Origin of the sequence: Halorubrum aidingense JCM 13560, assembly GCF_000336995.1 — an archaeon.
Lineage (GTDB): Archaea > Halobacteriota > Halobacteria > Halobacteriales > Haloferacaceae > Halorubrum > Halorubrum aidingense.
This window is the reverse complement of sequence record NZ_AOJI01000013.1, coordinates 42,277-63,874: the sequence shown is the minus strand read 5'-3', so window position 1 is coordinate 63,874 and position 21,598 is coordinate 42,277. Positions and strand designations below refer to the sequence as shown.

Annotated in this window: 25 protein-coding genes; 6 read left to right on the top strand and 19 right to left on the bottom strand. The window is 66.3% G+C overall.

The features are described from left to right. Complete coding sequence (locus C461_RS02315; RefSeq protein WP_007998305.1) at positions 1-444, top strand: DUF7313 family protein; 444 nt, start codon at positions 1-3, stop codon at positions 442-444. A gap of 755 nt (positions 445-1,199) precedes the next feature. Here C461_RS02315 and C461_RS02310 read toward each other — a convergent pair. The 7 genes from C461_RS02310 to C461_RS02280 form a co-directional block, all read right to left on the bottom strand. Further along, a complete protein-coding gene (locus tag C461_RS02310; protein ID WP_007998303.1) occupies positions 1,200-1,478 on the bottom strand; it encodes a DUF7314 family protein in 279 nt (92 codons plus the stop codon). A gap of 4 nt (positions 1,479-1,482) precedes the next feature. Then, positions 1,483-1,914, bottom strand: coding sequence for a DUF7315 family membrane protein (locus tag C461_RS02305; protein ID WP_007998300.1), 432 nt, complete (start codon positions 1,912-1,914; stop codon positions 1,483-1,485). Positions 1,915-2,001: 87 nt separating this feature from the next. Beyond that, complete coding sequence (locus C461_RS02300) at positions 2,002-2,790, bottom strand: menaquinol--cytochrome-c reductase (cytochrome bc complex) cytochrome b/c subunit (protein WP_007998298.1); 789 nt, start codon at positions 2,788-2,790, stop codon at positions 2,002-2,004. Positions 2,791-2,794: 4 nt separating this feature from the next. Beyond that, entirely contained in the window at positions 2,795-3,604 is an 810-nt protein-coding gene (locus tag C461_RS02295) for a cytochrome b (protein WP_007998296.1), read from the bottom strand. A 7-nt stretch (positions 3,605-3,611) separates the two neighbouring features. Then, on the bottom strand, positions 3,612-4,001 hold the full coding sequence (locus C461_RS02290; protein WP_007998293.1) for a DUF7318 family protein: 390 nt from the start codon (positions 3,999-4,001) through the stop codon (positions 3,612-3,614). Next, positions 3,998-4,639, bottom strand: a complete 642-nt coding sequence (locus C461_RS02285) for a halocyanin domain-containing protein (protein ID WP_049906217.1) — start codon at positions 4,637-4,639, stop codon at positions 3,998-4,000. Before C461_RS02285 ends, C461_RS02290 begins: the two co-directional genes overlap by 4 nt. Positions 4,640-4,734: 95 nt before the next feature. Continuing rightward, positions 4,735-5,556 (bottom strand): DUF7319 domain-containing protein, encoded by an 822-nt coding sequence (locus C461_RS02280; protein WP_007998291.1) that lies wholly within the window; start codon positions 5,554-5,556, stop codon positions 4,735-4,737. A gap of 126 nt (positions 5,557-5,682) precedes the next feature. Between C461_RS02280 and C461_RS02275 the strand changes: the two genes are divergently transcribed. Then, positions 5,683-6,165: a DUF7321 family protein gene (locus C461_RS02275; protein ID WP_007998289.1), complete on the top strand. Its 483-nt coding sequence runs from the start codon at positions 5,683-5,685 to the stop codon at positions 6,163-6,165. An 85-nt stretch (positions 6,166-6,250) separates the two neighbouring features. After that, positions 6,251-6,871, top strand: a complete 621-nt coding sequence (locus tag C461_RS02270) for an HAD family hydrolase (RefSeq protein WP_007998287.1) — start codon at positions 6,251-6,253, stop codon at positions 6,869-6,871. Here the strand turns inward: C461_RS02270 and C461_RS02265 are convergent, their stop codons facing one another. The 4 genes from C461_RS02265 to C461_RS15750 all read right to left on the bottom strand — a co-directional run bounded on the left by C461_RS02265 (position 6,872) and on the right by C461_RS15750 (position 10,916). Continuing rightward, a complete protein-coding gene (locus C461_RS02265) occupies positions 6,872-7,687 on the bottom strand; it encodes an MBL fold metallo-hydrolase (RefSeq protein WP_007998285.1) in 816 nt (271 codons plus the stop codon). Positions 7,688-7,690: 3 nt separating this feature from the next. After that, positions 7,691-9,568 (bottom strand): radical SAM protein, encoded by a 1,878-nt coding sequence (locus tag C461_RS02260; protein WP_007998284.1) that lies wholly within the window; start codon positions 9,566-9,568, stop codon positions 7,691-7,693. Between the two features lie 144 nt (positions 9,569-9,712). Beyond that, positions 9,713-10,762 (bottom strand): sulfite exporter TauE/SafE family protein, encoded by a 1,050-nt coding sequence (locus tag C461_RS02255; protein WP_007998282.1) that lies wholly within the window; start codon positions 10,760-10,762, stop codon positions 9,713-9,715. Beyond that, entirely contained in the window at positions 10,755-10,916 is a 162-nt protein-coding gene (locus C461_RS15750; RefSeq protein ID WP_169316529.1) for a DUF7512 family protein, read from the bottom strand. Before C461_RS15750 ends, C461_RS02255 begins: the two co-directional genes overlap by 8 nt. Before the next feature lie 821 nt (positions 10,917-11,737). On the opposite strand from C461_RS15750, the gene C461_RS15745 reads away from it, so the two are divergent. Both C461_RS15745 and C461_RS02250 read left to right on the top strand, forming a co-directional pair. Beyond that, positions 11,738-11,893 (top strand): DUF7559 family protein, encoded by a 156-nt coding sequence (locus C461_RS15745; RefSeq protein WP_007998280.1) that lies wholly within the window; start codon positions 11,738-11,740, stop codon positions 11,891-11,893. A 3-nt stretch (positions 11,894-11,896) separates the two neighbouring features. Beyond that, positions 11,897-12,325 carry an Hsp20/alpha crystallin family protein gene (locus tag C461_RS02250; protein ID WP_007998278.1) on the top strand — a complete coding sequence of 143 codons (429 nt, stop codon included), beginning with the start codon at positions 11,897-11,899 and terminating at the stop codon, positions 12,323-12,325. 24 nt (positions 12,326-12,349) lie between these two features. Here the strand turns inward: C461_RS02250 and C461_RS02245 are convergent, their stop codons facing one another. From C461_RS02245 to C461_RS02225, 5 genes are all read right to left on the bottom strand, one after another. Further along, complete coding sequence (locus C461_RS02245; protein WP_007998277.1) at positions 12,350-13,603, bottom strand: NAD(P)/FAD-dependent oxidoreductase; 1,254 nt, start codon at positions 13,601-13,603, stop codon at positions 12,350-12,352. 60 nt (positions 13,604-13,663) lie between these two features. After that, the gene (locus C461_RS02240) at positions 13,664-14,086 is read right to left on the bottom strand and encodes a chemotaxis protein CheW (RefSeq protein ID WP_007998275.1); all 423 of its coding nucleotides are present in this window, start codon (positions 14,084-14,086) and stop codon (positions 13,664-13,666) included. 4 nt (positions 14,087-14,090) lie between these two features. Then, positions 14,091-14,999, bottom strand: coding sequence for a methyl-accepting chemotaxis protein (locus C461_RS02235; protein ID WP_007998273.1), 909 nt, complete (start codon positions 14,997-14,999; stop codon positions 14,091-14,093). Positions 15,000-15,131: 132 nt separating this feature from the next. Then, positions 15,132-15,788, bottom strand: coding sequence for a helix-turn-helix domain-containing protein (locus C461_RS02230; protein ID WP_007998271.1), 657 nt, complete (start codon positions 15,786-15,788; stop codon positions 15,132-15,134). A gap of 171 nt (positions 15,789-15,959) precedes the next feature. After that, positions 15,960-16,763 (bottom strand): DUF7388 family protein, encoded by an 804-nt coding sequence (locus C461_RS02225; protein ID WP_007998269.1) that lies wholly within the window; start codon positions 16,761-16,763, stop codon positions 15,960-15,962. Between the two features lie 273 nt (positions 16,764-17,036). Between C461_RS02225 and C461_RS02220 the strand changes: the two genes are divergently transcribed. Further along, on the top strand, positions 17,037-18,068 hold the full coding sequence (locus C461_RS02220) for a glutathione S-transferase family protein (RefSeq protein WP_007998268.1): 1,032 nt from the start codon (positions 17,037-17,039) through the stop codon (positions 18,066-18,068). Positions 18,069-18,201: 133 nt separating this feature from the next. On the opposite strand, the gene C461_RS02215 is transcribed toward C461_RS02220, so the two are convergent. Genes C461_RS02215 through C461_RS02205 form a run of 3 tightly spaced genes read right to left on the bottom strand, consistent with a single transcriptional unit; the run spans position 18,202 to position 21,577 of the window. After that, entirely contained in the window at positions 18,202-19,269 is a 1,068-nt protein-coding gene (locus C461_RS02215) for a sugar ABC transporter permease (protein WP_007998266.1), read from the bottom strand. Beyond that, positions 19,266-20,261 carry a carbohydrate ABC transporter permease gene (locus C461_RS02210; RefSeq protein WP_049906216.1) on the bottom strand — a complete coding sequence of 332 codons (996 nt, stop codon included), beginning with the start codon at positions 20,259-20,261 and terminating at the stop codon, positions 19,266-19,268. The genes C461_RS02215 and C461_RS02210 overlap by 4 nt, the downstream gene beginning before the upstream one ends. A 17-nt stretch (positions 20,262-20,278) precedes the next feature. Beyond that, positions 20,279-21,577, bottom strand: coding sequence for an extracellular solute-binding protein (locus C461_RS02205; RefSeq protein WP_007998261.1), 1,299 nt, complete (start codon positions 21,575-21,577; stop codon positions 20,279-20,281). Positions 21,578-21,598 lie beyond the last annotated feature (21 nt).

The following is a 21,598-nucleotide window of genomic DNA, read 5'->3' as shown; positions in this document are numbered from 1 at the left end:
ATGGACCCACTGCAGTTCCTCGTCCCCCTCGGTTGGCTGGCCGCGGTCGGACCGGTGTTGCCGTACGCGATACTCGTGATGACCGTCGCGAACCTCGTGACGCGGCACGTGGCGCACAAACAGCACGTCGAACAGGGCGCCGACGGCGACAGCGTCGACGCGTACGACCCGCACGCGTTCACGAACATCGGGCTGCTGCTGTTGAGCTTCCTGTTCCTTCTCCACGCGCCCGTCAGCGGGACGATCCTCTCGATCCTCGTGATCACGATGCTGATCGCGGACCTGTTCGAGCTCGAAGCGCGCAACGTCGAGGCCCGCAACGACATGACGATCGAGTCGCCGAAAAGCTCGATCGTGGCCTCGCTCGTCGTGTTGGTGTTCGCGGCCTACTACGCCCTGTTCTTCCTCGTCTCGGGCGTCTGGAACCAGTACGTCATCGCCTGACGTCGGGCGACGACTCGCTCCGCTCACACCCCGTTTCGATCCGCGGTGAGAGCCGATGCGTGAGCGGAGACACGCTGGAAGGCGCGCTGACCGCGAACCACAACCGACGCTGCCGTCGACGGAGTGACGGATCTGTCGCGTGTCCCTTCTGAACCGATCGCGTTCCTCCAGCGAGTCGTGTCTGGATCGCACGTCACGACGGCCGCGGGAGTGTGTGTCTCCGACCGTCGCCGGCGACGTGGTAGTTAAACAGGCGCGAGCGGTGGCGACGGCTCGTGAGAAAGTGATACTGCGGTTCGGTGGCGCGCCTCCGAGCGGCCGCTCAGCCGCGAGTAGGGAGGGACCGGAGGTCCCTCTGACGCCGGCGGCGAAGCCACCGGCGAGAGCGCACGAAGGACGCCGCGAGCGGTGCGAGGTGCGAACGGAGTGAGCACCTCGATGGCGAGCGGCGAAGCCGCGAGCAGGGAACCGCGGCGAGGCGCCTCGCGCCGCTGGCAGCCGGACCAGTCCGGCAGCGGGACGAGAGCAGCGCTCTCGCTTGCAACCGACGCAAAGCGTCGATGACGAGGATGGAGGGGCGTGAGGTGCAGTGCGGGTAGAGCGTCGGTACCGTTCACCCGCGATCAACGACGCAGAAACAGCCGACAGTAGGCTCTTCGAGAGAACGTCGACAACCGACAACCGAAACGCGATCGGCCGCAGATAACGCGATCGCGTCCGCTGCGGCCGAGGAGTGTAGTTCGCGGTTCCGACGCTTAGTTCGCGGCCTCGCCGTCGTCGTCGAGTGACCGGCGGATCTCGCGGCTCACCGGTACCAACACCCAAAACGTGAGCGCGCCGAGGACCATCACCCAGAAGGACACGTCACCGACGACCAGCCCCACTTCGGCGTAGACGGTGTCGACGCCTTCGGCCGGGTTGACCAGCTGAGAAACCTGGTAGTACGACGGCGTCCGGTACCAGCCGCCGAAGGTGATCCATCCGAGACCGCCGAGCGCGAACAGGGCGAACCCCTTCATGAACTCGTCTGCCATTATCCTACGTTTCGCTGGCGTCGTCTTGAGACTTTCCCATCCCGCGGCCGCGAAACCGGGTCCCCAGAACGTATACGGCCGTTCCCGCGATGATGAATCCGATACCGGTGATCGCGAGCGTCGCGACCAACACGTCGTCGGACGGATACAGCCCCGCGCTGTTGAGCAGGTAGACGATCGTCGTCCGGACGAAGCTGATCTGAAGCGTTGCGGCGTCGATGAGCGTGAACCCCACGAAGTACGCGACGACGGCGGCCAACGTGGAAAAGACGGTGACCGCTTTGTAGAGTCGGAACGGAACGACGACCTCGCGCCCGTCCGGGCCGTCGCGCGGCCCCGTCGGCTCGTTGCGCCGGTCACGCTGGTCGTCTTTCGCGACCGGATCGCCGGTCTCGTCGAACGCCTGTGAGTCGTCGTGGTCTGTGGAAGATGACATCAGTAACGGAACCGCTGGGGTCGGGAGCGCGTTCGCGAACGCCCGCGAACGATGGCTGTCCGTCGTTTCGAACGCTGTGCTCTGACGTTACTTCGGCGGGCGCAGCATGTAGTACCGCCGGTTCAGGTCGTACATGTACCCTTCGCGCATCGTCTTTAACACCGCGTAGGTGAGCACCCCTGCGACCACCGGAAGCAGGAACGTGAGGCTCACGATGAGCTCCAGCTGGAACGGGAAGAAGTTCTGGATCGCGAGCGCCGCGAGCGTGAACGAGAGAGTAACGCCCGCCGCGCCGACGGCGGCCCAGAACGGCTGCTCGACCGGGCGCCGCGCGCTCCCCTTGTTGAGGAACGGAACGAGCGTGATCACGCCGAAGATGATCCCGTGAGCGACGATTCCGAGCAGCTCGTTGGACATCACGATGTTCCCGCCGAGCACCGCCAGATCCGGGTTGAGCGGGTCGAGCTTCAGCAGACCGAACGACCAGTAGAGGTACCAGTCGGGCAGGATGATGGCCGGCGTCGAGCCGGGATTCGCCGGGTCGCCGAAGTGCGGTGGCAGGATCGCCGACACGAGGATGATCATTCCGACGAAGAAGCTCGTGATGGCGAGGTTCCGGAGCGTCTCGTGAGGCCACGTCGGGAAGCCCAACACGTCACGCTCGACGTACGTGGACTCCGTCCGCAGGTCTTCGTCCTCACGGCGTGAGCGCTCGAAGTACTGGTAAGTGAGCTGTGCGAGCCCCTGTGTGTGCTCTTTGCGCTCGGACCACGTCGGCGTCTCGTCGTCCGGCGGCACCGTCGCCGGCGGACCGCCGTCGGTGCGCGCTTGCTCGTCTGTTCCGCCGTCCGTCATGGGGGTGGTGTCGTCGGTCATTGAATTAGTGCGGCTCCGCGATTCCCTGCACCCACACGATGCCGACGTGGAGGGCGATGAGCCCGGTGACCACGAACGGCAGCACGAAGACGTGCAGGATGTACATTCTCACGAGCGTCGCCTGTCCGAGCGTGAACCCGCCGAACAGGAGCTGTGCCGCCCATTCGCCGACGAGCGGCGTCGCAAGCGCCATCTCGACACCGATCTGCGCGGCCCAGAAGGACAGCTGCTTCCACGGGAGCACGTAGCCGGAGAACCCGAACAGCAGCGTCAGGCCGATGAGGACGATACCGAGCACCCAGTTGACCTCACGCGGTTCCTTGTAGGAGCCGGTGAAGTACACGCGGAGCATGTGGAGGAACACCGCCGCCACCATGAACTGGGCGGACCAGCGGTGGATAGAGCGGAGCATGAACCCGAACTGGACGTCGGTCATGATCGCCACAAGCGAGTCGTACGCGGCCGTCGGATCGCCCTGCGCCGCGGCGCCGGCCGTCGACGGCGCGTAATAGAACCCCAACAGTGCGCCGGTGACTGCTGCAACCAGGTACGCGATGATCGAAAGCGACCCGAGGGAGTACAGCGGGTACCAGTACCAGAACTTGTTGTCGAGGTCGTACTGTTCGGTGTGGCTCTTCGGCATCTGGAGGTTCGCGCGGTAGTACATCGTCTCTAACAGCTCGAGGTAGTCGACGATGCGCAGTCGCTTGTCCAGCCAGATGAGCGTGGTGAGGAAGACGGTCTCGATGGCCGTCAGATCCTGCGTTTTGAGCCACGCGTTGTGGTCCATCTCGTCTTGTTTCTTGAGGCTCATTGTCGGATCACTTCTTGTAGTACGGGTAGACCGCCCGTTTGAGGGTCTCCATCGCGTTTCCGGTGTCGACGCCGACGCCGTCCTTGTCCTCCTCACGCACGTAGAGGTCCTCCCACTTCCGGCGGCGCTTCTTCACTATCATTACGTCCGGGAGGAACTCCTTGCGGTACAACAGGAGGATGAAGGCGAGATCGATGAAGACCAGCGCCAACAGCGCTCCCATGTACGTGTTCCCGAACTCGGTCGACGCCCACGCAGACATCAATCCGTACACGAACAGGGCGACGAACACGACCTCGATGACGGTGAGAAGCACGATCGCGATCGCGGCCGCAGTGCTCTCGCGAGCGGGCTCGTACCGGTGGATGTCCCCGTAGGAGGAGCCGCCAGCACTCATTGATTACCTCCGTGACCCGTGTGTGCGGACTCACCGTACTTGAGCATGTAGAACGTGAACACGAAGGTGACCGCGATGCCGAGCATCGCGGCGATTCCCACCCAGTGAGCGTGGATCGGGATCCCGACGTGAGCGATGTTTTCCGGCCAGCCGTTGGACCCGCCGCCGGTCTCGACGGTCGGAACGTCTTCGCCGACGGCGATGCCGGCGTGCATCCCGACCGCGTCGTGGGGCACGCAGTGGTAGTGAGTGATCCCCGCGTCCTCCTCGGCCACCTCGTACTCGTAGGTGTACCCCTCCTCGTCGACCGGGTCGCCGCTGTCGAGTTCGGCTTCCCCTTCGACGGTGACGACGTTGTGTGCGCCGCCGCTGCCGGTCCACTCGAAGGTGATTGTCGTTCCCGTGTCGACCCACAGCTGGGTGGGGTTGAACGCGAGGCCGCTGTCGCCCGCACCGACCTCGACGGTGACCTCGCTTTCTCCGCGCGCGTCCATGTACTCCCCGAGGTTCCCGCCGGTGACCCCACTCGGCCAGTCCGGTTGTTCCTCCTGTGCGGCGGCCGTTCCGGTCGCCCCGGCCGAGGCCGCGACCGCGGCGGTCGCACCACCGGCCGTCCGCACGAATTCCCGCCTTTTCATACAGGTTCACTCAGGACGGGGTGCGCTTAAACCCACCGACTGAATCCGTCGACGCCGGGAGGGTTACACGGGCTGTATCCCCCGATATCGGCCGTTTACTCTTCCCGCTCGCCATCGGCCACAGCGTCGCCTTCGACCGGGACAAAATCCGGGCGTTCCTTCGCCTCGCGTAACGCCCGCAATCGGTTTCGGTACTCCTCGGAACGGAAGCGATCCGAGAGTCGCGCGTTCGCGACGACGACGAAGAGGAACAGTCCCACGAGCAGGAACAGGATCCCCATGGTCGGCGCGACGATCGTGTCGAGGTCCGTCAACAACGTGGCGCCGATGAGCGCCGCACCGGCGACCACCTGTACGACCGCGATCACCTGGATCATCAGGTTCCCGAACTCGCCGGAGCCTTCGGGGATCGTGTCCGGGTGGGGGAGCGACCAGTCGTCGGGCGGCTCCGGGACGTCGTACGACTCCATCGCGGCGAGCGCGACGATCGGCTCAATGTCCCTGAGGACGGTTCCCTGGCCGGCCACTTCCCCCGTCGGTCGAACGATCGCGTACCCCTCGTCGGAGTAGACGAGGATCCGCTCTTCGCCGTCCTCGCGAACCCGTTCGAGCACGCCGAACACGTCTCGGGTGGCGATCCGGGATTTGAGCTCCGCCTCCGCGCGATCGAGCAGTCGGTCACCGGTGATCCACGAGTCCGGATCGAACGCGGCGTCCCACTCTTCGGGACTCATCCGCGCCATGTCGGCCGGGCCGAAGTCGTCGAAGTCGTACTCGGCGTCCACGCGTGCTCGGAGTTCGTCGAGGTCGTCGTGACCCCCGTCCCGAGCGTCGGCGGGGCTCTCGTCGGTAGCGTGCTCGTCCGGCATCCGATCCGGCTTCGCCTCCGGTTCCGATCCCGTCGAGGTGTCCTCCATTGACGGCCTGTACGTGCTCCGGACGCTAACTGTTTTCGTCCGCGACCGGGCCGCACCGAACGGGTTCGGGTCGGAGCAAGCGTCGGATCGGGGAGTTTTACGCGCCGGAGATCCTAGCGGCGATCAATGGTTGATCCGTCGGTTATCGCGACGCTGACCGGGCTGTCGGTGACGGCGAGCCTCCCGTTCCTCCTGTACGGGGCGTGGATAATGATCGACGCGGAGACCGTAACATGGAACGTGCTCACACACCACTTACGATACATCGTCGTCGGGCTGACGCTGACGACGGTTCCGGTGGTGGGATGGATGGTTCCCCGCGTCCTCAGGCGACTGACCGGACTCGCCGTGGTCCACGCGTTCTTCGGGCTCCAAGCGTACGCGCTGCTGGCGTTCGCGCTCACGGGGATCGTTCGGATCTTCCAGGCGAAGCGCAACGCGGACGCCTACGCGGACCCCGACGTCGACATCGACGAGATCCACGAGAACATGGGCCACTGGCGGAGCCGGCTCCGCGTCGGCGTGGCCGGGTTCATGATCCTCTGGCTCTGTGCGTGGGTGACCGGGCTCTACCGGTTTTACTCGCTTCACATCGTTCCGGCCCTGTGAGCCGGCAGGCGGAGCGAGTTCTCTCCCGCGCCGGCAGTAGGCGGACCGACAGCTTCAATCCCGGTTTGTCCCTACGGGCGGTATCGTGGCAGTCACTTTCGATCTGTTCGGGACGCTCGTCGACGTCGAGTACCCGTCCGATCCCGCGGAGACGGTCGCGCGCGAACTGGAATCCCGCGGCGTCGCGGTGCCGGACGACTGGCACGTCGCGTACGGCGAGCGACACGTGGATGCGCCCGACGGCGCGGAGGTTCCCCTCCCGGCTCACGTCGCGCACGCCCTCGGTTCTCGCGGCGTCGAAGTCACCGGCAACGTCGCCCGGCACGCGGTCGTCGCCGCGTTCGATCCGGACGTGACCCGACGCGACGGCGCCCGGACCGCCGTTCGAGACGTCGCGGAGAGCGGTCCCGTCGGGCTCCTGTCCAACTGCGCGGTGCCGGAACTGGTCTCGAAAACGCTGATCCGGGCCGGACTCCGCGGCGAGTTCGACGCGGTCACGACGAGCATCGGGTGCGGCTGGCGAAAGCCGCACCCGAAGGCGTTCGAGACCGCCGCAGACGCGCTCGACGTCGAGCCGGCAAGACTGGTGCACGTCGGCGACGATCCGGCGACCGACGGCGGAGTCGTCGACGTCGGCGGACGGTTCGTGGACGTGACCGAGACACCGTTGACGAGGGTCGCGGCCGAACTCGAAGCCGAACTCTGATCAGTCGTAGAGCCGATCGCGCCACGTCGCCCCGATCTCTCCCACCGCGAGCAATTTTTCGAGATGCGCGACGACGGTCGCCCGCGCGAGGTCTTCGACGCCGGCGAGGTCCTTCTCGTAGGCGGCGTCGACGACGGCATCAACGTCGGCCGCACCGTTCTCGACGGCGTCGAGGACCGCTCGCTCGCGGTCCAACCGGTGGTCGATCAGTCGCTGGCAGGTCGCATCGGGGTCGAGTATCGGCGGCCCGTGCCCGGGAAGCAATCGGCCGTATCCGGCGTCTCGTACCTGTGTGAGGCTATCGAGGTACGCGCGGAGGTCGGCGCCCGGACCGCCCACGACGACGCTCCCCTCCGCGACGGCGAGGTCGCCGCAGAGCAGCGCGTCGCCGACCGCGAACGCGACGTGGTCCGGCGCGTGACCGGGAGTCGCGACCGCGCGGACGGCGGTGTTGCCGGCCGTGCCGCCGACTGCGTCGCCACCGCGAAAGGTGTCATCCGGCTCGATCCCGGTCGCGTCCGCGAATCGGTCCGCGTGGGCCGCGTGCGCGAAGACCCTCGCGTCCGTCAGGTCGGCGTACGCCGCGACGCCGCCGACGTGGTCCGGGTGCGCGTGGGTGACCGCGATCGCGTCGACGGGAGACGGCGCGCCGCTACCGACATCCGTCTCGGCGCCTGCGACCCCGACCGCCGCGTCCAGCGTCTCCGTTCGAGCCGCGGGATCGACGAGCAGCCCGTCGGCGAGGTACGCGTTCGTCGTCCCTCCGGGCGCCCGGGTGTCGACCGGGACCTCGATACGGGTGACGGGCGGCGACATCGCTCAGTCGCCGCGGCCGATCGAGGAGGCGTCCCGACGGTCGAGCCCGGACCGCGCGCCCGTCCCGGGACCGGATCCGGGTCGCTCGCGACCGGGGATCGGAACGTCGACGTCGTCGACGACGGCGAACCGCGAGAGGTCCGCGACGCCGGCGTCGACCTCGTCGAGGGAGGCGTAGGGGCGCCCGACGACGACGTCGCCCGCCGTGTTCCGATTGATCCCGGGGATCGCGGTCAGCTCGTCCATCGACGCGGCGTTGACGTCGATCGGGTACGGAACTCCCGTCACGGAGCGGTAGCCGTGGTCGGTGATCGCCACGTCGATGGCGGTCCCGAGTTCGCGCTCGCCGGGGACCGCGACGAGGAGGGCGTAGGTGCCGAGCTGGCGCCCGAACGTCTTCCCGTCCTGGTGGTACTCCAGGTGAACGTCGGGGAGGACCGTCCCCGGCGGGACGACGCGGTCGAGCATCGGGTTGTCGATGGTCTCGCGGACCTCCCGTTTGTACGTCTGGAACTGGGCCTTGTGCTCGCGGGCGATGTCGGCGCCCGTCTCGGCCATCTCGGTGCCCGCGAACGCCATCACCTGCCGGACGTTGATCCGGCGAAGCATGAGCCCCTCGTCGTAAACGGACTGGAGGAACGCTTTGTTGTGCTCGTAGGTCTCGGGGCGCTCGCCCGCGAGCCCGTGCACGAGGTTGATCCCGGGCAACAGTTTCGGGAGCCGCGGGCTCGCGTCGGGACCGGTCGACGGACCGACGACGCGGTCGTCATCGCCCGGCGTCGTCGCCGGGGTGTCGCCCGGGCGCCACCCGCCCTCCTCGTTGACGACGCGGACGGCCTCCAGACACTCCTCGGCCGTGACGAGCAGGTTGTTCTGCTCCTGGACGACCGGGTCAGCCGACTCGAGCCCGAACGCGGCGGTGTCGCCGGGCGTGTTGTGCTCGGCGATGACCCGGATCGCCTCGCGGGAGGCCTCGGGGTAGTCCGTGATCGTCACCGGGTTCATGTTGTCGAGGTGGAGCGTCCGCAGGTCGGGTGCGACCTCGCGGATCCCGCCGTACAGTTCGCGGAGCGCGTCGGGGTTGGGAGCCTCGCCGTCGCCGCCGAACGCGAGGATGTCCGCCTGTCGGCCGAGTCGGAAGTGTTTGACCCCCCGGTCAGAGAGCGCGTCGACCTCGTCGACGACCGAGCGCGCCGCGCGGAACGCCGGGCTCCCGTAGAGCGGCTCCGTGCAGAACGAGCAGCGGTACGCGCAGCCGCGGGAGGTCTCCATCTCGCAGATGAGGTAGTCGGGGTGGTTGGGGTGTTGCTCGACGACGAACGCGCCTTTCTCCGCCCACCGGTCGATCTCGGCGTTGTCGCGCATCCGGTTCCCGAACCCCTCTAACCCCTCACAGACGAGGTCGTAGGCGGCCGCCTCCACGTCGCCCATGGCGACGAAGTCGTAGTCGAGGTCGTCGCGTTCGGTCTCCTGTGCGCCCGCGTTCTCCTCGCCGACGCCGAACCGCACCGGACCGCCGAGCAGGGTGACGCCGTCCGCGGTCCACCCCAGTTCGCGCACCTCGTCGGGCTCGGCGGGGGTGCCGCCGACGTACTTCCCGGGGACGGTCATCCCGCCGACGTAGACGAACAGGTCGGCGTTCGCGACGTCGGCGTGCTTGCCCCGGTCCTCTCGGAGTTCGTCGATGGTGTGGTAGGTGATCGACTCCTCGGGGACGCCGGCGTCGACGAGCGCGCCGGCCGTGTACCGCGGGTACGTCGAGATGTACGGCGGCACGCCGAAGTGCGCCGGCTCGTCGACGTAGCCGTCGACGATGGTGACGGTGAGATCGCTCGGATGCGGCGGCGACGAGCCGCCGTCGAGCGCGACCGGATCGGTCATGTTAGCGGGGCCTAGTCCGCCGACACGGGAAAAGGGTGCGGATGCGGGGTGGGGGGTGTGCGGATGCGGGGTGGGGGGTGTGCGGACGCGGGACGGAGAGTGCGGGTAAGGTGCGTGCGGAATCACGGACGGCTCGGAACCGCCTCAGTCTGCCGTCACCGTCGTTTGGCGGCGGGTCGCGCGGAGGGACCGAAGCGTAGTGAAGACGATCGCTCCCGCCACGACGACTGCGGCCCCGATAACGAGGAACAGCCCGATCGTCTCCAGAAGAACGCTTCCGAGATACGTCCCGATTTCGCCGATACCGACCGCGACGGACCCGGCGAGCAGCATCCCACCGAAGTAGATTTTGATGTCGTCGGAGTCCACGATTGCGGTCGCCGCGGAGCCGATGCGGGCCCCGAGCGCGCTCCCGAACAGGAGCGGGGCGACGATACTCAGGTCCACACCGCCGCTCTGTCCGTACAGGTAGCTCCCAATACCACCTGAGAACACGATTTCGAAGAGGTCGGTCCCGACAGCGACAGGAGTGGGAACGCCGATTGCGTAAATCATCGCGGGCATCCGAATGAACCCGCCACCGACACCGAGGAACCCGGAGAGAAGCCCGGTCGAGAACGCCACGGCCGTGATCACCCACGCAGAGACGCGGACGTCACCGCGGAGCGTGACCATCGGCGGGATTCGGACGGTCTCTTGGATTCGCTTTGCGACCTCGGGGATCTCGTACTCACTCAAGTCCGTGTCGACGGCACCGTGGTCGATGCCGCCGTCGTCGTCGCCATTGAGCGCCTCTCGAGTTATCATGAGTCCAATGCCGCCGAGTAAGAACACGTAGACCACGCTGATGATACCATCTGCGAGCCCGAGGTCCTCGAGATAGAAGACGCTCGCACGGCCGGCCTCGATGCCGACCGTCGTCCCCGCGATCATGATAACTCCGAGTTTGTAGTCAACCTGTCCGAGGTCGTGGTGTTTCAGCGTCGCGATGACGGCCGTTCCGAAGACGAATGCCATCCCGGACCCGACCGCGACGGAGGCTGGATAATCCAACATCAGCAGCGCGGGCGTCACGAGGAACGATCCCCCCATGCCGAAGAAGCCGAAGAGCAGTCCGACGACGAGTCCGAACCCGACGAAAAGCGCCAGCATCTCGGGTGACCCGCCGACGATTCCCGTCAGCGTATCAAGCATTGGATCCACCTCCGACGAGGAATTCCATGAGGTGAGGCCCGACGAGCCGTTCGAGAACGCCGTATCCAACGTAAAGGATGACCGCTTCCAGTAGGATCGTACCGATTAGGAGAGCCGTCTCCGGATCCCACGTGGGAATCTCTAGTCCTGGCATGTGTCTGTCCTCCGGTCGCTGTATCCAGTATTTCGTAGTTCGTACATTGCTGCTCAATAATGCATATCCCGTTCGAGGTTATAACGGTTGTGTTTAATACATACAAGACTATATTCGCGTAACCACTGCCCGACCATAGATAACTTATGGATAGGTTTATTCCCAGAACCCATCCGATCGACGTCGTTGAAATGCACCTCAGACGACACATTCTCACTCGGTTGCGGTCAATACAGGAACAGCGATGGCTGGTTGCGGGAGTGAGTATCGCAGACCCTGACGGCGACGCGGTATATAAATATCTAAGAGCGACGGAGACGATCGGATATAAATAGGTAGTGCGGTGGCGACGAGGCTGGGGAGGCGTGAGGCGCGGTGCTGTGCGGTGCGGTTGAGCCGTTAACACCGTTCTTCCCGCGATCAACAACTTATAAACTGCCGACGGCAACATCGCTGCGACACTTATAAGAGACCGCACCACCGGGCGAGTCACCCACTCCCGCACTCGATCAAGAGGGTCTCGCGTTCCCCCGATCACCGATCGAGATCCGGTATCGCTAGCAGCTTTCACTATCGCCGACGGATCGGGAACGATCCGCAATTGTGCTTCCAGAATATTTCACATTATTTCCAACAGTATCCACTAAACCCGAGAACGTCTGGACGATTCGGTAACGTGGTTGGACACGCTGGCGAGGGTGCCACGGTGACCGTTGGCGAGTTCGACGGCGCGTTCTGAGAGCCCACCGACCGTCGGAGGGACGATATGTGCGCACCGCCGCCACGCCGTTTAAGCCCTCGCCGACACAACGGTATCACATATGCCATCGACGATGGAGGTCAAGTGCGAAGCCGACGACTGCGAGCTCGACATGTTCGAGAACCACTACACCTACGACGTTCCCGACGACCACGCCGTCGGGGACCTCTCGTGTCCGTACTGCGGCGGGAGCGACCTCGTCGAGATCGAGGTGTAGCCCGTGAGCGGACTGATCGAGACGGGCCGGTCGGTGTTCCGAGAGGCGCTAGAGCGGGTCGGGCGCGGATGGAGCAAGATGCAGGAGCGCCGGCCGCTCTCGTACGACCTCCTCGAGAGCGACGACGCCTACCTCGTCGTGTTCGACGCTCCCGGCGTCCGCGGCGAGGACCTTAACGTGACGTTCCTCGATCACACCGTCGAGGTCAAACTCGACCGCTTCCGCGAGTTCCACGACGGGTACGAACTGCTGTTTCCCGGGCGCGGCGTCTCCCTCTCCGGCAGCGCCGACCTCCCGCGAGACGCGAACGTGACCCCGCAGGGTGCGAACGCGACGCTGACGCGGAGCGGCACCCTACAGGTGGAGATTCCGAAGAAGCAGGACGCCCAAGACGTCGCGGTCGTCGAGGAAGACGACCCCGACGAGGAGTGAGACGCCGGCGCGCCGCACCGGCGGTCACGAATCTCGTCCGGCGCGCCGCTCCACGGTCATACCCTCCACGATCTCGAACTCCTCGTCCCCGTCGAACCGATCGGGGTCGAACGCGTCGATCCACGGCGACGACGCGGACGACGCGGACGACGCGCGTGAACCGTCGAGCGACGCCAACACGCCTTCTGCGAGGTGTTCGCCGATCGCCGGGGCGCGCATGAACCCGTGCCCCTGCCACCCGGCGGCGACGAATAGTTGCGGTGCCGAGTCGCCCGCCGATCCGGACGATTCGGCCGCGAGATCGCCGACCGGCCCGACGAGCGGGTCGCCGTCGGGGGTCGCCGTGCAGAGCCCGGCCCACGCCCGATCGAGGTCCGGACCGGGAGCGCTCACAGCGTCGAGCCGGTCGCGGAGCGTCTCCGAGACGGATTCGACGAACCAGTCGTCACCCGCCCGGTCGTACGCCTCCGGGTCGGCCGCGACCGGCTCGGTGCCGTCGCCGGCGAGGAGTCCGGTCGGGTGCGGCCGGACGTAGACGCCCGCCGTCGCGTCGTACACCATCGGCCCGTCGTAGGCGTTCCGGGCCGTCAGCGCCTGTACCCGATACGGGACGACGGGGAGGTCGACTCCGACGGCGTCGAAGAACGGGGCCGTGTGGGCGCCGACCGCAACGATGATCGCGTCGAACGTGCGAGCGGTCACCTCGCCGGTCGCGTCCCCGCACTCGGCGAGCCGTACTTCTCGACCGTCGCGCGCGAGTGCGACCTCGGTCTCGGTCTCGACGTCGACGCCCTCGCGTCGCGCCCGTCGGCCCATCGCGGCGACGTAGCTCGCGGGGTCACACCACCCGGCGCCGTCGGCCACGGCCGCGACCGCGAGGTCGTCGATCGCGACCGGGAAACGCTCGCCGAGGGTCGCAGGATCGACGAGCGAGACCGACCGGCCGTGGGCGCGCATCCGATCGACCATCGCCGGGATTGCGTCAGCGTCCGCGTCGCCCTCACGCACCGCGATGACGTACGGACAGGCCGTGAACGAAAACCCCGGTAGCGATCCGTCGAACGCGCGGAACCGCTCCATCGCGCGCGCCGCGAGCGCGGCGTCGACGTCCTCGGCGTACGCGTCGTAGAGGACGCCGGCGGCCCGACCGGAGCTTTCGGCGCCCAGCGTGCCGCGGTCGTAGAGCGTCACGTCGGCGCCGCGAGCCGCGAGGTCGACAGCGGCGGTGACGCCGACCGCCCCGCCACCGACGACCGCGACCGACTCGGATCGAGTCATGCGGTCACCTCTCGCTTCGGGGAAATAAAGACGACGCCCGCGGAGACCCGCGTGAATCGCTCACGTCGCGACCGTTCGGGGATCGAGCTGTACGACGAACTCGGAGTCGTTCGAGATGACGCCGGCGACCGGGGTGTCGTCCATCGCGGGCGTGCGATCGACGTCGTCCTCGGAAGCGGTGATCACCTGCCGGACGTCCTCGACGAGCCACCCGACGGTGCCCTCGGTGTCGGTCAGTTCCTCGTCGTCGAGAACGACGATGTGCGTGCGGTCGCGCTCGTCGTCGACGTCTAAGACGACGCCCGGATCGACGACCGTCGTGGTCCGGCCGCGGAGGTCCGTGACGCCGGTGACGTGGTCGGGCGCGTTCGGAATCGACCGGATATCGGTCGTCGTGACGATCTCGTCGACGTACGCGATGTCGAGACAGTACCGCTCGCCCCCCAACCGGAACTCGAGGAGCTCTCCCAACGGTTCGGCCATCGGCTCACTCCTCCTCGATGAGTCCCTGGAACCCCTGGTTGACCTCGGAGACCATCGACGACTGCTCTTCGACCGCGGCGCTGATGTTGTCCGTCTCGTCGCTTATCTCCTCGGCGTTGGACGCCGTCTGGTCGATCATCGAGGCGATCTCCTCGGTGCTCGCGGCCTGTTCGTCGGTCGCGTGCGCGACCTCTTCGATACCGATGTTGAGTTCGCCGACGGAATCGCCGATCTCCTCGAACATCGTCAGCGTCGACTGGACCTCCTCGATTCCCGCTTCGACCGCCTGCTCGTTGTCTTCGAGCCCCTCGACGGCCCGTTTGGTGTTGTGTTGGATCCCGTCGACGAGCTCTTCGATGTCGTTCGCGCGCCGCTGGGACTTCTCGGCCAGCGACTTGATCTCCTCGGCGACGACCGCGAACCCCGCCCCCGCGTCGCCGGCGCGGGCGGCCTCGATCGACGCGTTGAGCGCGAGGAGGTTCGTCTGATCGGCGATGTCGTTTATCACCGCGACCATGGCGTCGATCTCTTCGACGCTGTCGTCGATCCGGTGGACCCGTTCGCTCACCTCGGTGGACGAGTCGTCGATCCGCGTCATCGCCGTCCGCGTGTCGCGCGCGGCCGAGCGTCCCTCGGAGGCGAGCTCGTTCACCTGATCGCCCTCGCTCGCGACTTCTTCGGCCGACGACGCGATCTGCTCGACGGCCGCGCTCATGTCCGAGACCTCGTTTCTGACCTCGCTCATCCCCTCGGCCTGTTCGCGGGAGAGGGCGGCGATCTCCTCGGTTCTGACCGCGATATCCTCTGACGCGTTCTGCAGTTCCGAAAGCGCATACGCCGCGTTCTCGACGTCGTCGTCCTCGTGCTCCTGTGCCAGCTCTACGGGTCGGTCGTCGGCCTCCGTGGTAGCCATTACGACAGCAGTGGGGTGGTCCGTATATAGATATATTCGCCGGTCGAAAACGTGCGATAATCGGTGCTGGACGCTCGAACCCAGCTATCAGAACGGATAGCAAGAGGCGCCACCGACGCCGTCGTCGAAACGTCACCGATCGCGGTCTCTCGTCCCGAACACGGCCGAGAGGAGCGCGTCGGTTCCGCGACGGAGACGCTGTGAGACCGCCGAGTCCGAGACGGCGAGCTCTTCGCTCAGTTCGCCGAGCGAGGTCTCTCGAGGGACGCGGAAGTACCCGGCGTCGCCCGCAGTTCGGAGCGCGGTCTCCTGTTGAGGGGTGAGCACGGATTCGACGCGTTCGGGCCCGGAGATCTGCTCGTAAACGCGCCCGACGCGGACGGTGTCGGGTTCTCGTTCACAGCGCTCTGCGAGTTCGCGGAGGGAGTCCCGGTCGGGGGCTCGAACGCGAAACAGCCACGTCTCGGACGTGCCGACCGCCTCGACGATCTCGACGTCCGACTTCGCGAGGGTCCCGATCCCTCGTGCGGAGCGAAGCGGAAGCGTGATCGAAACCAGCCGCGAGTTCCCGACGTGATCGACGACTTGAGCCGACGTCACGGACTCGCTGTCGCGAAGTGTTTCGACGGCCGACGCGGAATATCCATCGCCGAAGAGCGCGTACAGAACGATCGAGCTGTCAGAACGGAGCACGAGTGGGACCCGATACGCAGAGTCGGTACCCGTGTCGGCGAGCGAGCCGAGCGCCGGATCAGTCGGAGAGAGTTCGACGTTGGCGAAAACAGTCATTGTCGGGTCATGTGATTACCACCGCGGTGAGACGGTAGACAGGGTCACGAACAGATAACACGTGTTCGCGGATAAATTTAATTACTGAGAAACGTCGATGTCGGCGCCCGATCGACGAGTCAGAGAATGCGGTCCGCGTGGGAGACTCGCCTCCGCGACCCGTACGAGCCCCTACGACAGGAACTCGCCGATGCCGCGGGCGGGATACCCGACCACGTGATCGACGCCGGCTTCGCGGAGGTCGTCGACGCGGTCCCGGACGGCTCCCGGAGAGCCGACGAGCGCGAAGTCGCGCGCGGCGGCGGAGAGCACCTCGCGGGTCCGTCCCGTGGCGGTCGCGTCGGTCGGTGGCGAGCCGTCCGGGGCGTCTGGGGCGTCGGGCAGGGCGCGGGCGACGGGACGGCGTCGAGCGACGTAGGCGCCGACCGCGTCGAGTACCGCGTCCTCGTCGTCGGTGAGGACGGTCGGCGCGTACACCGCGATATCACCGTCGAAACCGGCCGCGCGGAGCGCCCGCACGTCCCGGTCGGTCGAGCGCGAGAGCAGTTCGAACTGGGTCCCGCCGGCGGCCAGCGCGACGCGCTCGACGCCCTCCGTACCGACCCACGCGTCCGGTGACTCGCGCCGCGCGGCGCCGAAGCGGGGAGCGACCGCGCGCGACGACTCCTCCTCGGAGAGGTACGCGCCGTGACCCGCGACGAGCACCCGTCGAGCGCCGTCGGGAACCCGCGCGAGCAGCGAGTCGTCGCCGAGCGGATCGAAGCCGTCGGCGCGGACCGGCGTTGTGACGTACAGGTCCATCTCGGCGGCGAGTCGGTCGAGCGTCGCCGCGTCCGGGAGGTGCTCGCGGCCCTCGTAGTCGATCGTCACGCGGTCGACCGGGAGGTCGACGGCGCGGGCGACGTCGCACTCGGCCGGCTTCAGCGCGACCGCGTCTATCCCGGCGCGCGAGACCGCCTCTCGGCCGGTCAGCATCGGCTGGACACCCCGGTTCGGTGGCGGCGTTCGACGCGCTGGATTGTACTATTCACCGAAAAGACCTCATCACGATCGCGGAACGCGATCCATCGCCTGTGCGGCCATGATTACCCGCTGGTAGCCGCGTGGCCCTGATAAACCCGTCGCGGCGCGGCAATATTCTCGGTGCCCCGACTGACCCGGGGATCGCCGTTCGTGCCGCGACCGGAGATCGGCGGTAACACCCACGTCCCCGCCCACGTTATGGGAAGCGCGCCCGTCAAATGCGGTATGAATCAACTCGTCGACGGCGAGTGGCGGACGGACGCGTACGAGGCGACGGGCGAGGACGGGTCGTTCCAGCGCGGCGAGACGACGTTCCGGAGCTGGGTCGCCGGTAGCGACGTACCGGATCACGTCGACGCCGACCCGGACGACCGGTTCCAGCCCGAGGCGGGTCGATACCACCTGTACGTCTCGTACGCCTGCCCGTGGGCGCACCGAACGCTGCTCGCGCGGTCACTGCTCGGACTGGAAGACGCGATCGGAGTCTCGGTCGTTGACCCGTATCGCGGCGAGGGCGGCTGGCAGTTCACCCCCGAGAAGGCGGGCTGTACTCCTGACCGCCTCCACGGCAGCGACTACCTCCGGGAGCGATACGTCGCGGCCGACCCCGACGCCACCTGTCGAGTGACCGTCCCCGTGCTGTGGGACACGGAGGAGGAGACGATCGTCAACAACGAGTCCCGAGAGATCCTCCGTATCCTCTCGACCGCGTTCGACGACCTCGGGAACGACGTCTCGCTGTTGCCCGCCGACGGCGACGAGGCCACCGTCGCGGACGTCGACGAGGTCATCACCGAGATCTACGAGCCCGTCAACAACGGCGTCTACCGCGCCGGGTTCGCGACCTCACAAGCGGCCTACGACGAGGCGATCGACGACCTGTTCGGCGCCCTCGACCACTGGGACGAGCGCCTCGCCGACCGCCGCTACCTCGTCGGCGATTCGCTCACCGAGGCCGACATCTGCATGTTCACGACGCTGGTCCGATTCGACCACGTGTACCACACGCACTTCATGTGTAACAAGCAGTTCATTCATCAGTACGAGCACCTCTGGCCGTACCTCCGCGACCTCTACCAGACCGCGGGCGTCGCCGAGACGGTGAACATGAGCCACATCAAGGAGCACTACTACACGACGCACCCGGACGTGACCCCTTCCGGAATCATCGCACGCGGGCCGGACCTCGACTTCGAGGCGGCCCACGACCGCGACCGGCTCGGCGGCGTGGCACCGACGCCGGACGCGGCTGACTGAGCGACAGTCGAGCGTCGACGACGAACCGCGATCTGCCGTGGGTATTCATCAACAGATGCGATCGAAGCGCCGGTCCGAAAAGGTCGCAGAACGAGAAAACCGCAGAACGAATTAAAACCGGTCGAGAGCCGCCTTACCCCTCCATCCCGCCGAAGGAGAGTCCGTCCTCGACGGAGCGCTGCGCCGCGAAGTAGACTATCGCGACCGGGAGCGCGAACAGGTTCGCGAACGCCGCGAACCGGGTCCACGGCGTGGAGAACCGCCCCTCAGTCGCGAGGTTGTACAGCTCCACCGAGAGCGGATAGTTCTCCGGCGAGAGCAGCGTCTGCGCGATGATGAACTCGTTCCATCCGGCGAGCCAGACGAAGATCAACACGACGGCGAGCCCCGGCTTCGTCAGCGGGATGATGATCTCTCGGATCGTCTCCAGGAAGCTCGCGCCGTCGACCATCGCCGCCTCCTCGTAGGAGACGGGGATGTTGTCCATGTACGTCTTCAGCAGCCAGGTGTTGAACGGGATCGTGCCGGCGGCGTAGAACAGCCCGAGAACGAACAGGTTGTTCGTCAGCCCGTACGTGCTGAACAGCGAGTACAGCGCCACGAGCGTCGCGATCGAGAGCCCGGCGCCGATCTGCGTGAACAGCACGTAGCCGTAGAGAATCCGCTTGCGGCCGATGAAGCTCCGTCGCGAGAACGCGTACGCGGCCGGGACGATCATCCCGAAGCCCGCGACGATCGTCACGCTCACCAGATAGAGGCTGTTGAACAGCGCGCCGGGGCCGGTCTCGGTACCGGCCCAGCGGAAGCTGAGAGGCACCAGCCCGCCACCCCCGCCGATCACGAGCTGGGGGTACCCCCAGTCGCCCTCGACGAAGAAGAAGTCGGACTCGAAGAGCACCCAGCGGTACGCTTCGAGGTTGTACGCCGAGGGCTCCGGGAAGATGCCGCTCGTGTTGAACAGCCGGGTCCCCTCCGCGAGCGACGCCGTGAAGATCCAGAACAGCGGGAACAACAGGACCAGCACCATCGACAGGCCGAGCGCCGTCATCAGGACGCTCTTGGCCACGTCCCACGGCGTCCGCTTGCCGGTCCGTACGTCGTAGATCGCCCGCTGGATCGTCACGACGAACCGCTGTGGCGCGGTCGCGAACGCGATCAGCTTCGCGCGGATCAGCGCCAAGACGGAGCCGAGCGCGCTCATGAATCACCCACCCCCTCGGCGAGGCCGCCGTACCGCACGGCGACGTACATGAACAGTCCGATGAAGGCGATCGCGACGATCAGAATCGCCGCCGAGAGGCCGAACTCGTTGAAGCTGATCGCCTCGCGGTAGCCGTACACGATGATCAGCTCGTTCTGTCGCGCCGGGCCGCCCTCGTTGAACACCCACGGGATGAGGAACTGCTGGAACGCCGTCGCGCCGGTGAGGATCGACGCGAACAGCACCGGACCCTTGATCGCCGGGAGCGTCACCGTTCGGAACCGCTGGAGGAAGCCCGCGCCGTCGACCATCGCCGCCTCGTGGAGCTCGCGCGGCACGTCTTGGAGCGCGCTCACGATGATGATCACCATGAACGGATACGCCAGCCACACCTCGGTGGTGACGTACGCGAAGAACGCCTCCCAGCGGCCGCTGAGGAAGCCGATAGGGACGTCGAAGAGCAGGATCTCCGGGGCCGACAGCGACGACATAAACCCGTTGTACCGCCCGAGTATCGTGTTGAACACGCCGTACCGGGCGTCGCTGAACATCCCCCGCCAGACGGTGATCGTGAAGATGCCGGGGAACCCGAGCGGGACGATCACCGCCGCGCGCATGTACCGTTTCCCGAGAACGCGCGCGTGGTTCAACAGCAGCGCGATGCCGACGGCGACGAACACCTTGATGACGAGCGAGACCGCGACGAACAACCACGTCGTCGACATCGACGTCCAGAACTGCGCGTCGCCGAACAGTTCGACGTAGTTCTCGAAGCCGATCAGCTCTGCACCGCCCCCGATCACGGATCCCGCGAACGTCGCGTTCGTGAGAGAGATATAAAACAGGTAGAAGATGGGGTACAGCATGAAACTGGAGAACAGAACCACGCCCGGAATGACGAGGAGCAGTCCCCAGTCGCGGTTGGAGAACGGGATCACTGACCGGAGCCGCGACAGCCCGCTTGCACCGATTCCGGTTTGCGAAGAAGCCATGATAGGTGGAAACCCGACTAGAGGTTCTCCCGGATGGTTTCGGCAGCGGCGTCGAGAGCGGCGTCGCCCTCTTCGTCCCCGTTGAACACGTTCGTCAACGCGTTCGTCAGCGGGTCCCAGACGCTGTCCATGTCGGGGTGGCTCGGGATCGGAACGCCGTGGTCGACCTGTTGGGCGAACGCCTGCACGTCCGAGGAGAGGTCGCTGTCGTCGACGACCGAGCTGAGGACGGGAATGTATCCCTGCTCTTCGGCGTTGTTCAGGATGACGTCCTCGTTGGTGGTGTACCACTCCGCGAGACCGGTGACAGCGTCGACGGTGGACTGGTCGGCGTCGGCCAACATCGAACTGAAGTAGAACGTCTGGATGCCGGAGTACGACCGCGGGTTGTTCCCGTCGACCGTCGGAAGCGTCGTGACGCCGAGGTTGTCGATCTCGTTCTGGAGGTTTCCGATCTCCCACGGGCCGTTGATCGCGAAGGGGGCGGCCCCATCGGCGAACGCAACGATCTGCGATTCGTAGCCGGGGTCGGCCGGAACGTACTCGAACAGCGTTTCGAGCGCGCTCAAGCCCTGTTTACACTCGTCGCTGTCGAGGGTGACTTCGAGGTTCGCCTCGTCGAAGATGTCGCCGCCGTACGCCTGGATGAACCCGCTGACGAAGTACGGATCGGTCACGGGGTACGAGAGGCCGTATTCCCCGTTTTCGGGGTCGTGGTGCTCGTCCATGATCGAGACCATCTCGTCGAGCGTCTCGGGCGGTTCATCGACCATGTCCTCGTTGTAGAACAGGGCGACGGTCTCGGAGGCGAACGGGAGCCCGTGGAGCTCCCCGTCGAACTGCACCGCCTGCTGGGCGGTTTCGGTGTACGAATCGAGCGAGGTGTCGACATCGTCGCTCGCGTCGTAGAGGAACGGCGGCTCCTCGCGAACCGCGAACCGGCCGACCCAGTCGTGTGCCCAGATCCACGAGTCCGGCCCCTCGCCGGACGGAATTGCGGTGTCAAGCTGCTGGTCGAGTTCACCGCCGGGCTCTTCTTTGTTGATCGTGTGGCCCGTCTCCGACTCGAAGTCGTCGACGTACGAGGACATCGCCTCGTCCTCGGCGTCGGCTAGGTCGGTCCACAGCGTCGCCGTTCCCGGGTTGTCGACTCCGGACGAACCGTCGTCGGATCCGGATCCGTCGTCGCCAGAGCCGTCTCCCTCGGATCCGTCGCCGCCGTTGTCGCCGCCGTCGGTGCTGATACAGCCCGCGAGCGCCCCGAGTGCGGTCGTTCCCCCCATCGTCTTGAGTAGCGTTCGGCGTTTCTCGTCCATAGTCGGTAACAATTGATGAAT

Bases quoted from the DNA above. Each gene is read 5' to 3' on its own strand.
- C461_RS02310 (WP_007998303.1), bottom strand. From the start codon at position 1,478: ATGGCAGACGAGTTCATGAAGGGGTTCGCCCTGTTCGCGCTCGGCGGT.
- C461_RS02205 (WP_007998261.1), bottom strand. From the start codon at position 21,577: ATGGACGAGAAACGCCGAACGCTACTCAAGACGATGGGGGGAACGACC.
- C461_RS15750 (WP_169316529.1), bottom strand. From the start codon at position 10,916: ATGCCAGGACTAGAGATTCCCACGTGGGATCCGGAGACGGCTCTCCTA.
- C461_RS02265 (WP_007998285.1), bottom strand. From the start codon at position 7,687: ATGTCGCCGCCCGTCACCCGTATCGAGGTCCCGGTCGACACCCGGGCG.
- C461_RS02210 (WP_049906216.1), bottom strand. From the start codon at position 20,261: ATGGCTTCTTCGCAAACCGGAATCGGTGCAAGCGGGCTGTCGCGGCTC.
- C461_RS02315 (WP_007998305.1), top strand. From the start codon at position 1: ATGGACCCACTGCAGTTCCTCGTCCCCCTCGGTTGGCTGGCCGCGGTC.
- C461_RS02240 (WP_007998275.1), bottom strand. From the start codon at position 14,086: ATGGCCGAACCGTTGGGAGAGCTCCTCGAGTTCCGGTTGGGGGGCGAG.
- C461_RS02215 (WP_007998266.1), bottom strand. From the start codon at position 19,269: ATGAGCGCGCTCGGCTCCGTCTTGGCGCTGATCCGCGCGAAGCTGATC.
- C461_RS02225 (WP_007998269.1), bottom strand. From the start codon at position 16,763: ATGCTGACCGGCCGAGAGGCGGTCTCGCGCGCCGGGATAGACGCGGTC.
- C461_RS02275 (WP_007998289.1), top strand. From the start codon at position 5,683: ATGGTTGATCCGTCGGTTATCGCGACGCTGACCGGGCTGTCGGTGACG.
- C461_RS02290 (WP_007998293.1), bottom strand. From the start codon at position 4,001: ATGAGTGCTGGCGGCTCCTCCTACGGGGACATCCACCGGTACGAGCCC.
- C461_RS02305 (WP_007998300.1), bottom strand. From the start codon at position 1,914: ATGTCATCTTCCACAGACCACGACGACTCACAGGCGTTCGACGAGACC.
- C461_RS15745 (WP_007998280.1), top strand. From the start codon at position 11,738: ATGCCATCGACGATGGAGGTCAAGTGCGAAGCCGACGACTGCGAGCTC.
- C461_RS02295 (WP_007998296.1), bottom strand. From the start codon at position 3,604: ATGAGCCTCAAGAAACAAGACGAGATGGACCACAACGCGTGGCTCAAA.
- C461_RS02230 (WP_007998271.1), bottom strand. From the start codon at position 15,788: ATGACTGTTTTCGCCAACGTCGAACTCTCTCCGACTGATCCGGCGCTC.
- C461_RS02245 (WP_007998277.1), bottom strand. From the start codon at position 13,603: ATGACTCGATCCGAGTCGGTCGCGGTCGTCGGTGGCGGGGCGGTCGGC.
- C461_RS02300 (WP_007998298.1), bottom strand. From the start codon at position 2,790: ATGACCGACGACACCACCCCCATGACGGACGGCGGAACAGACGAGCAA.
- C461_RS02285 (WP_049906217.1), bottom strand. From the start codon at position 4,639: ATGAAAAGGCGGGAATTCGTGCGGACGGCCGGTGGTGCGACCGCCGCG.
- C461_RS02255 (WP_007998282.1), bottom strand. From the start codon at position 10,762: ATGCTTGATACGCTGACGGGAATCGTCGGCGGGTCACCCGAGATGCTG.
- C461_RS02235 (WP_007998273.1), bottom strand. From the start codon at position 14,999: ATGGCTACCACGGAGGCCGACGACCGACCCGTAGAGCTGGCACAGGAG.
- C461_RS02260 (WP_007998284.1), bottom strand. From the start codon at position 9,568: ATGACCGATCCGGTCGCGCTCGACGGCGGCTCGTCGCCGCCGCATCCG.
- C461_RS02220 (WP_007998268.1), top strand. From the start codon at position 17,037: ATGAATCAACTCGTCGACGGCGAGTGGCGGACGGACGCGTACGAGGCG.
- C461_RS02280 (WP_007998291.1), bottom strand. From the start codon at position 5,556: ATGGAGGACACCTCGACGGGATCGGAACCGGAGGCGAAGCCGGATCGG.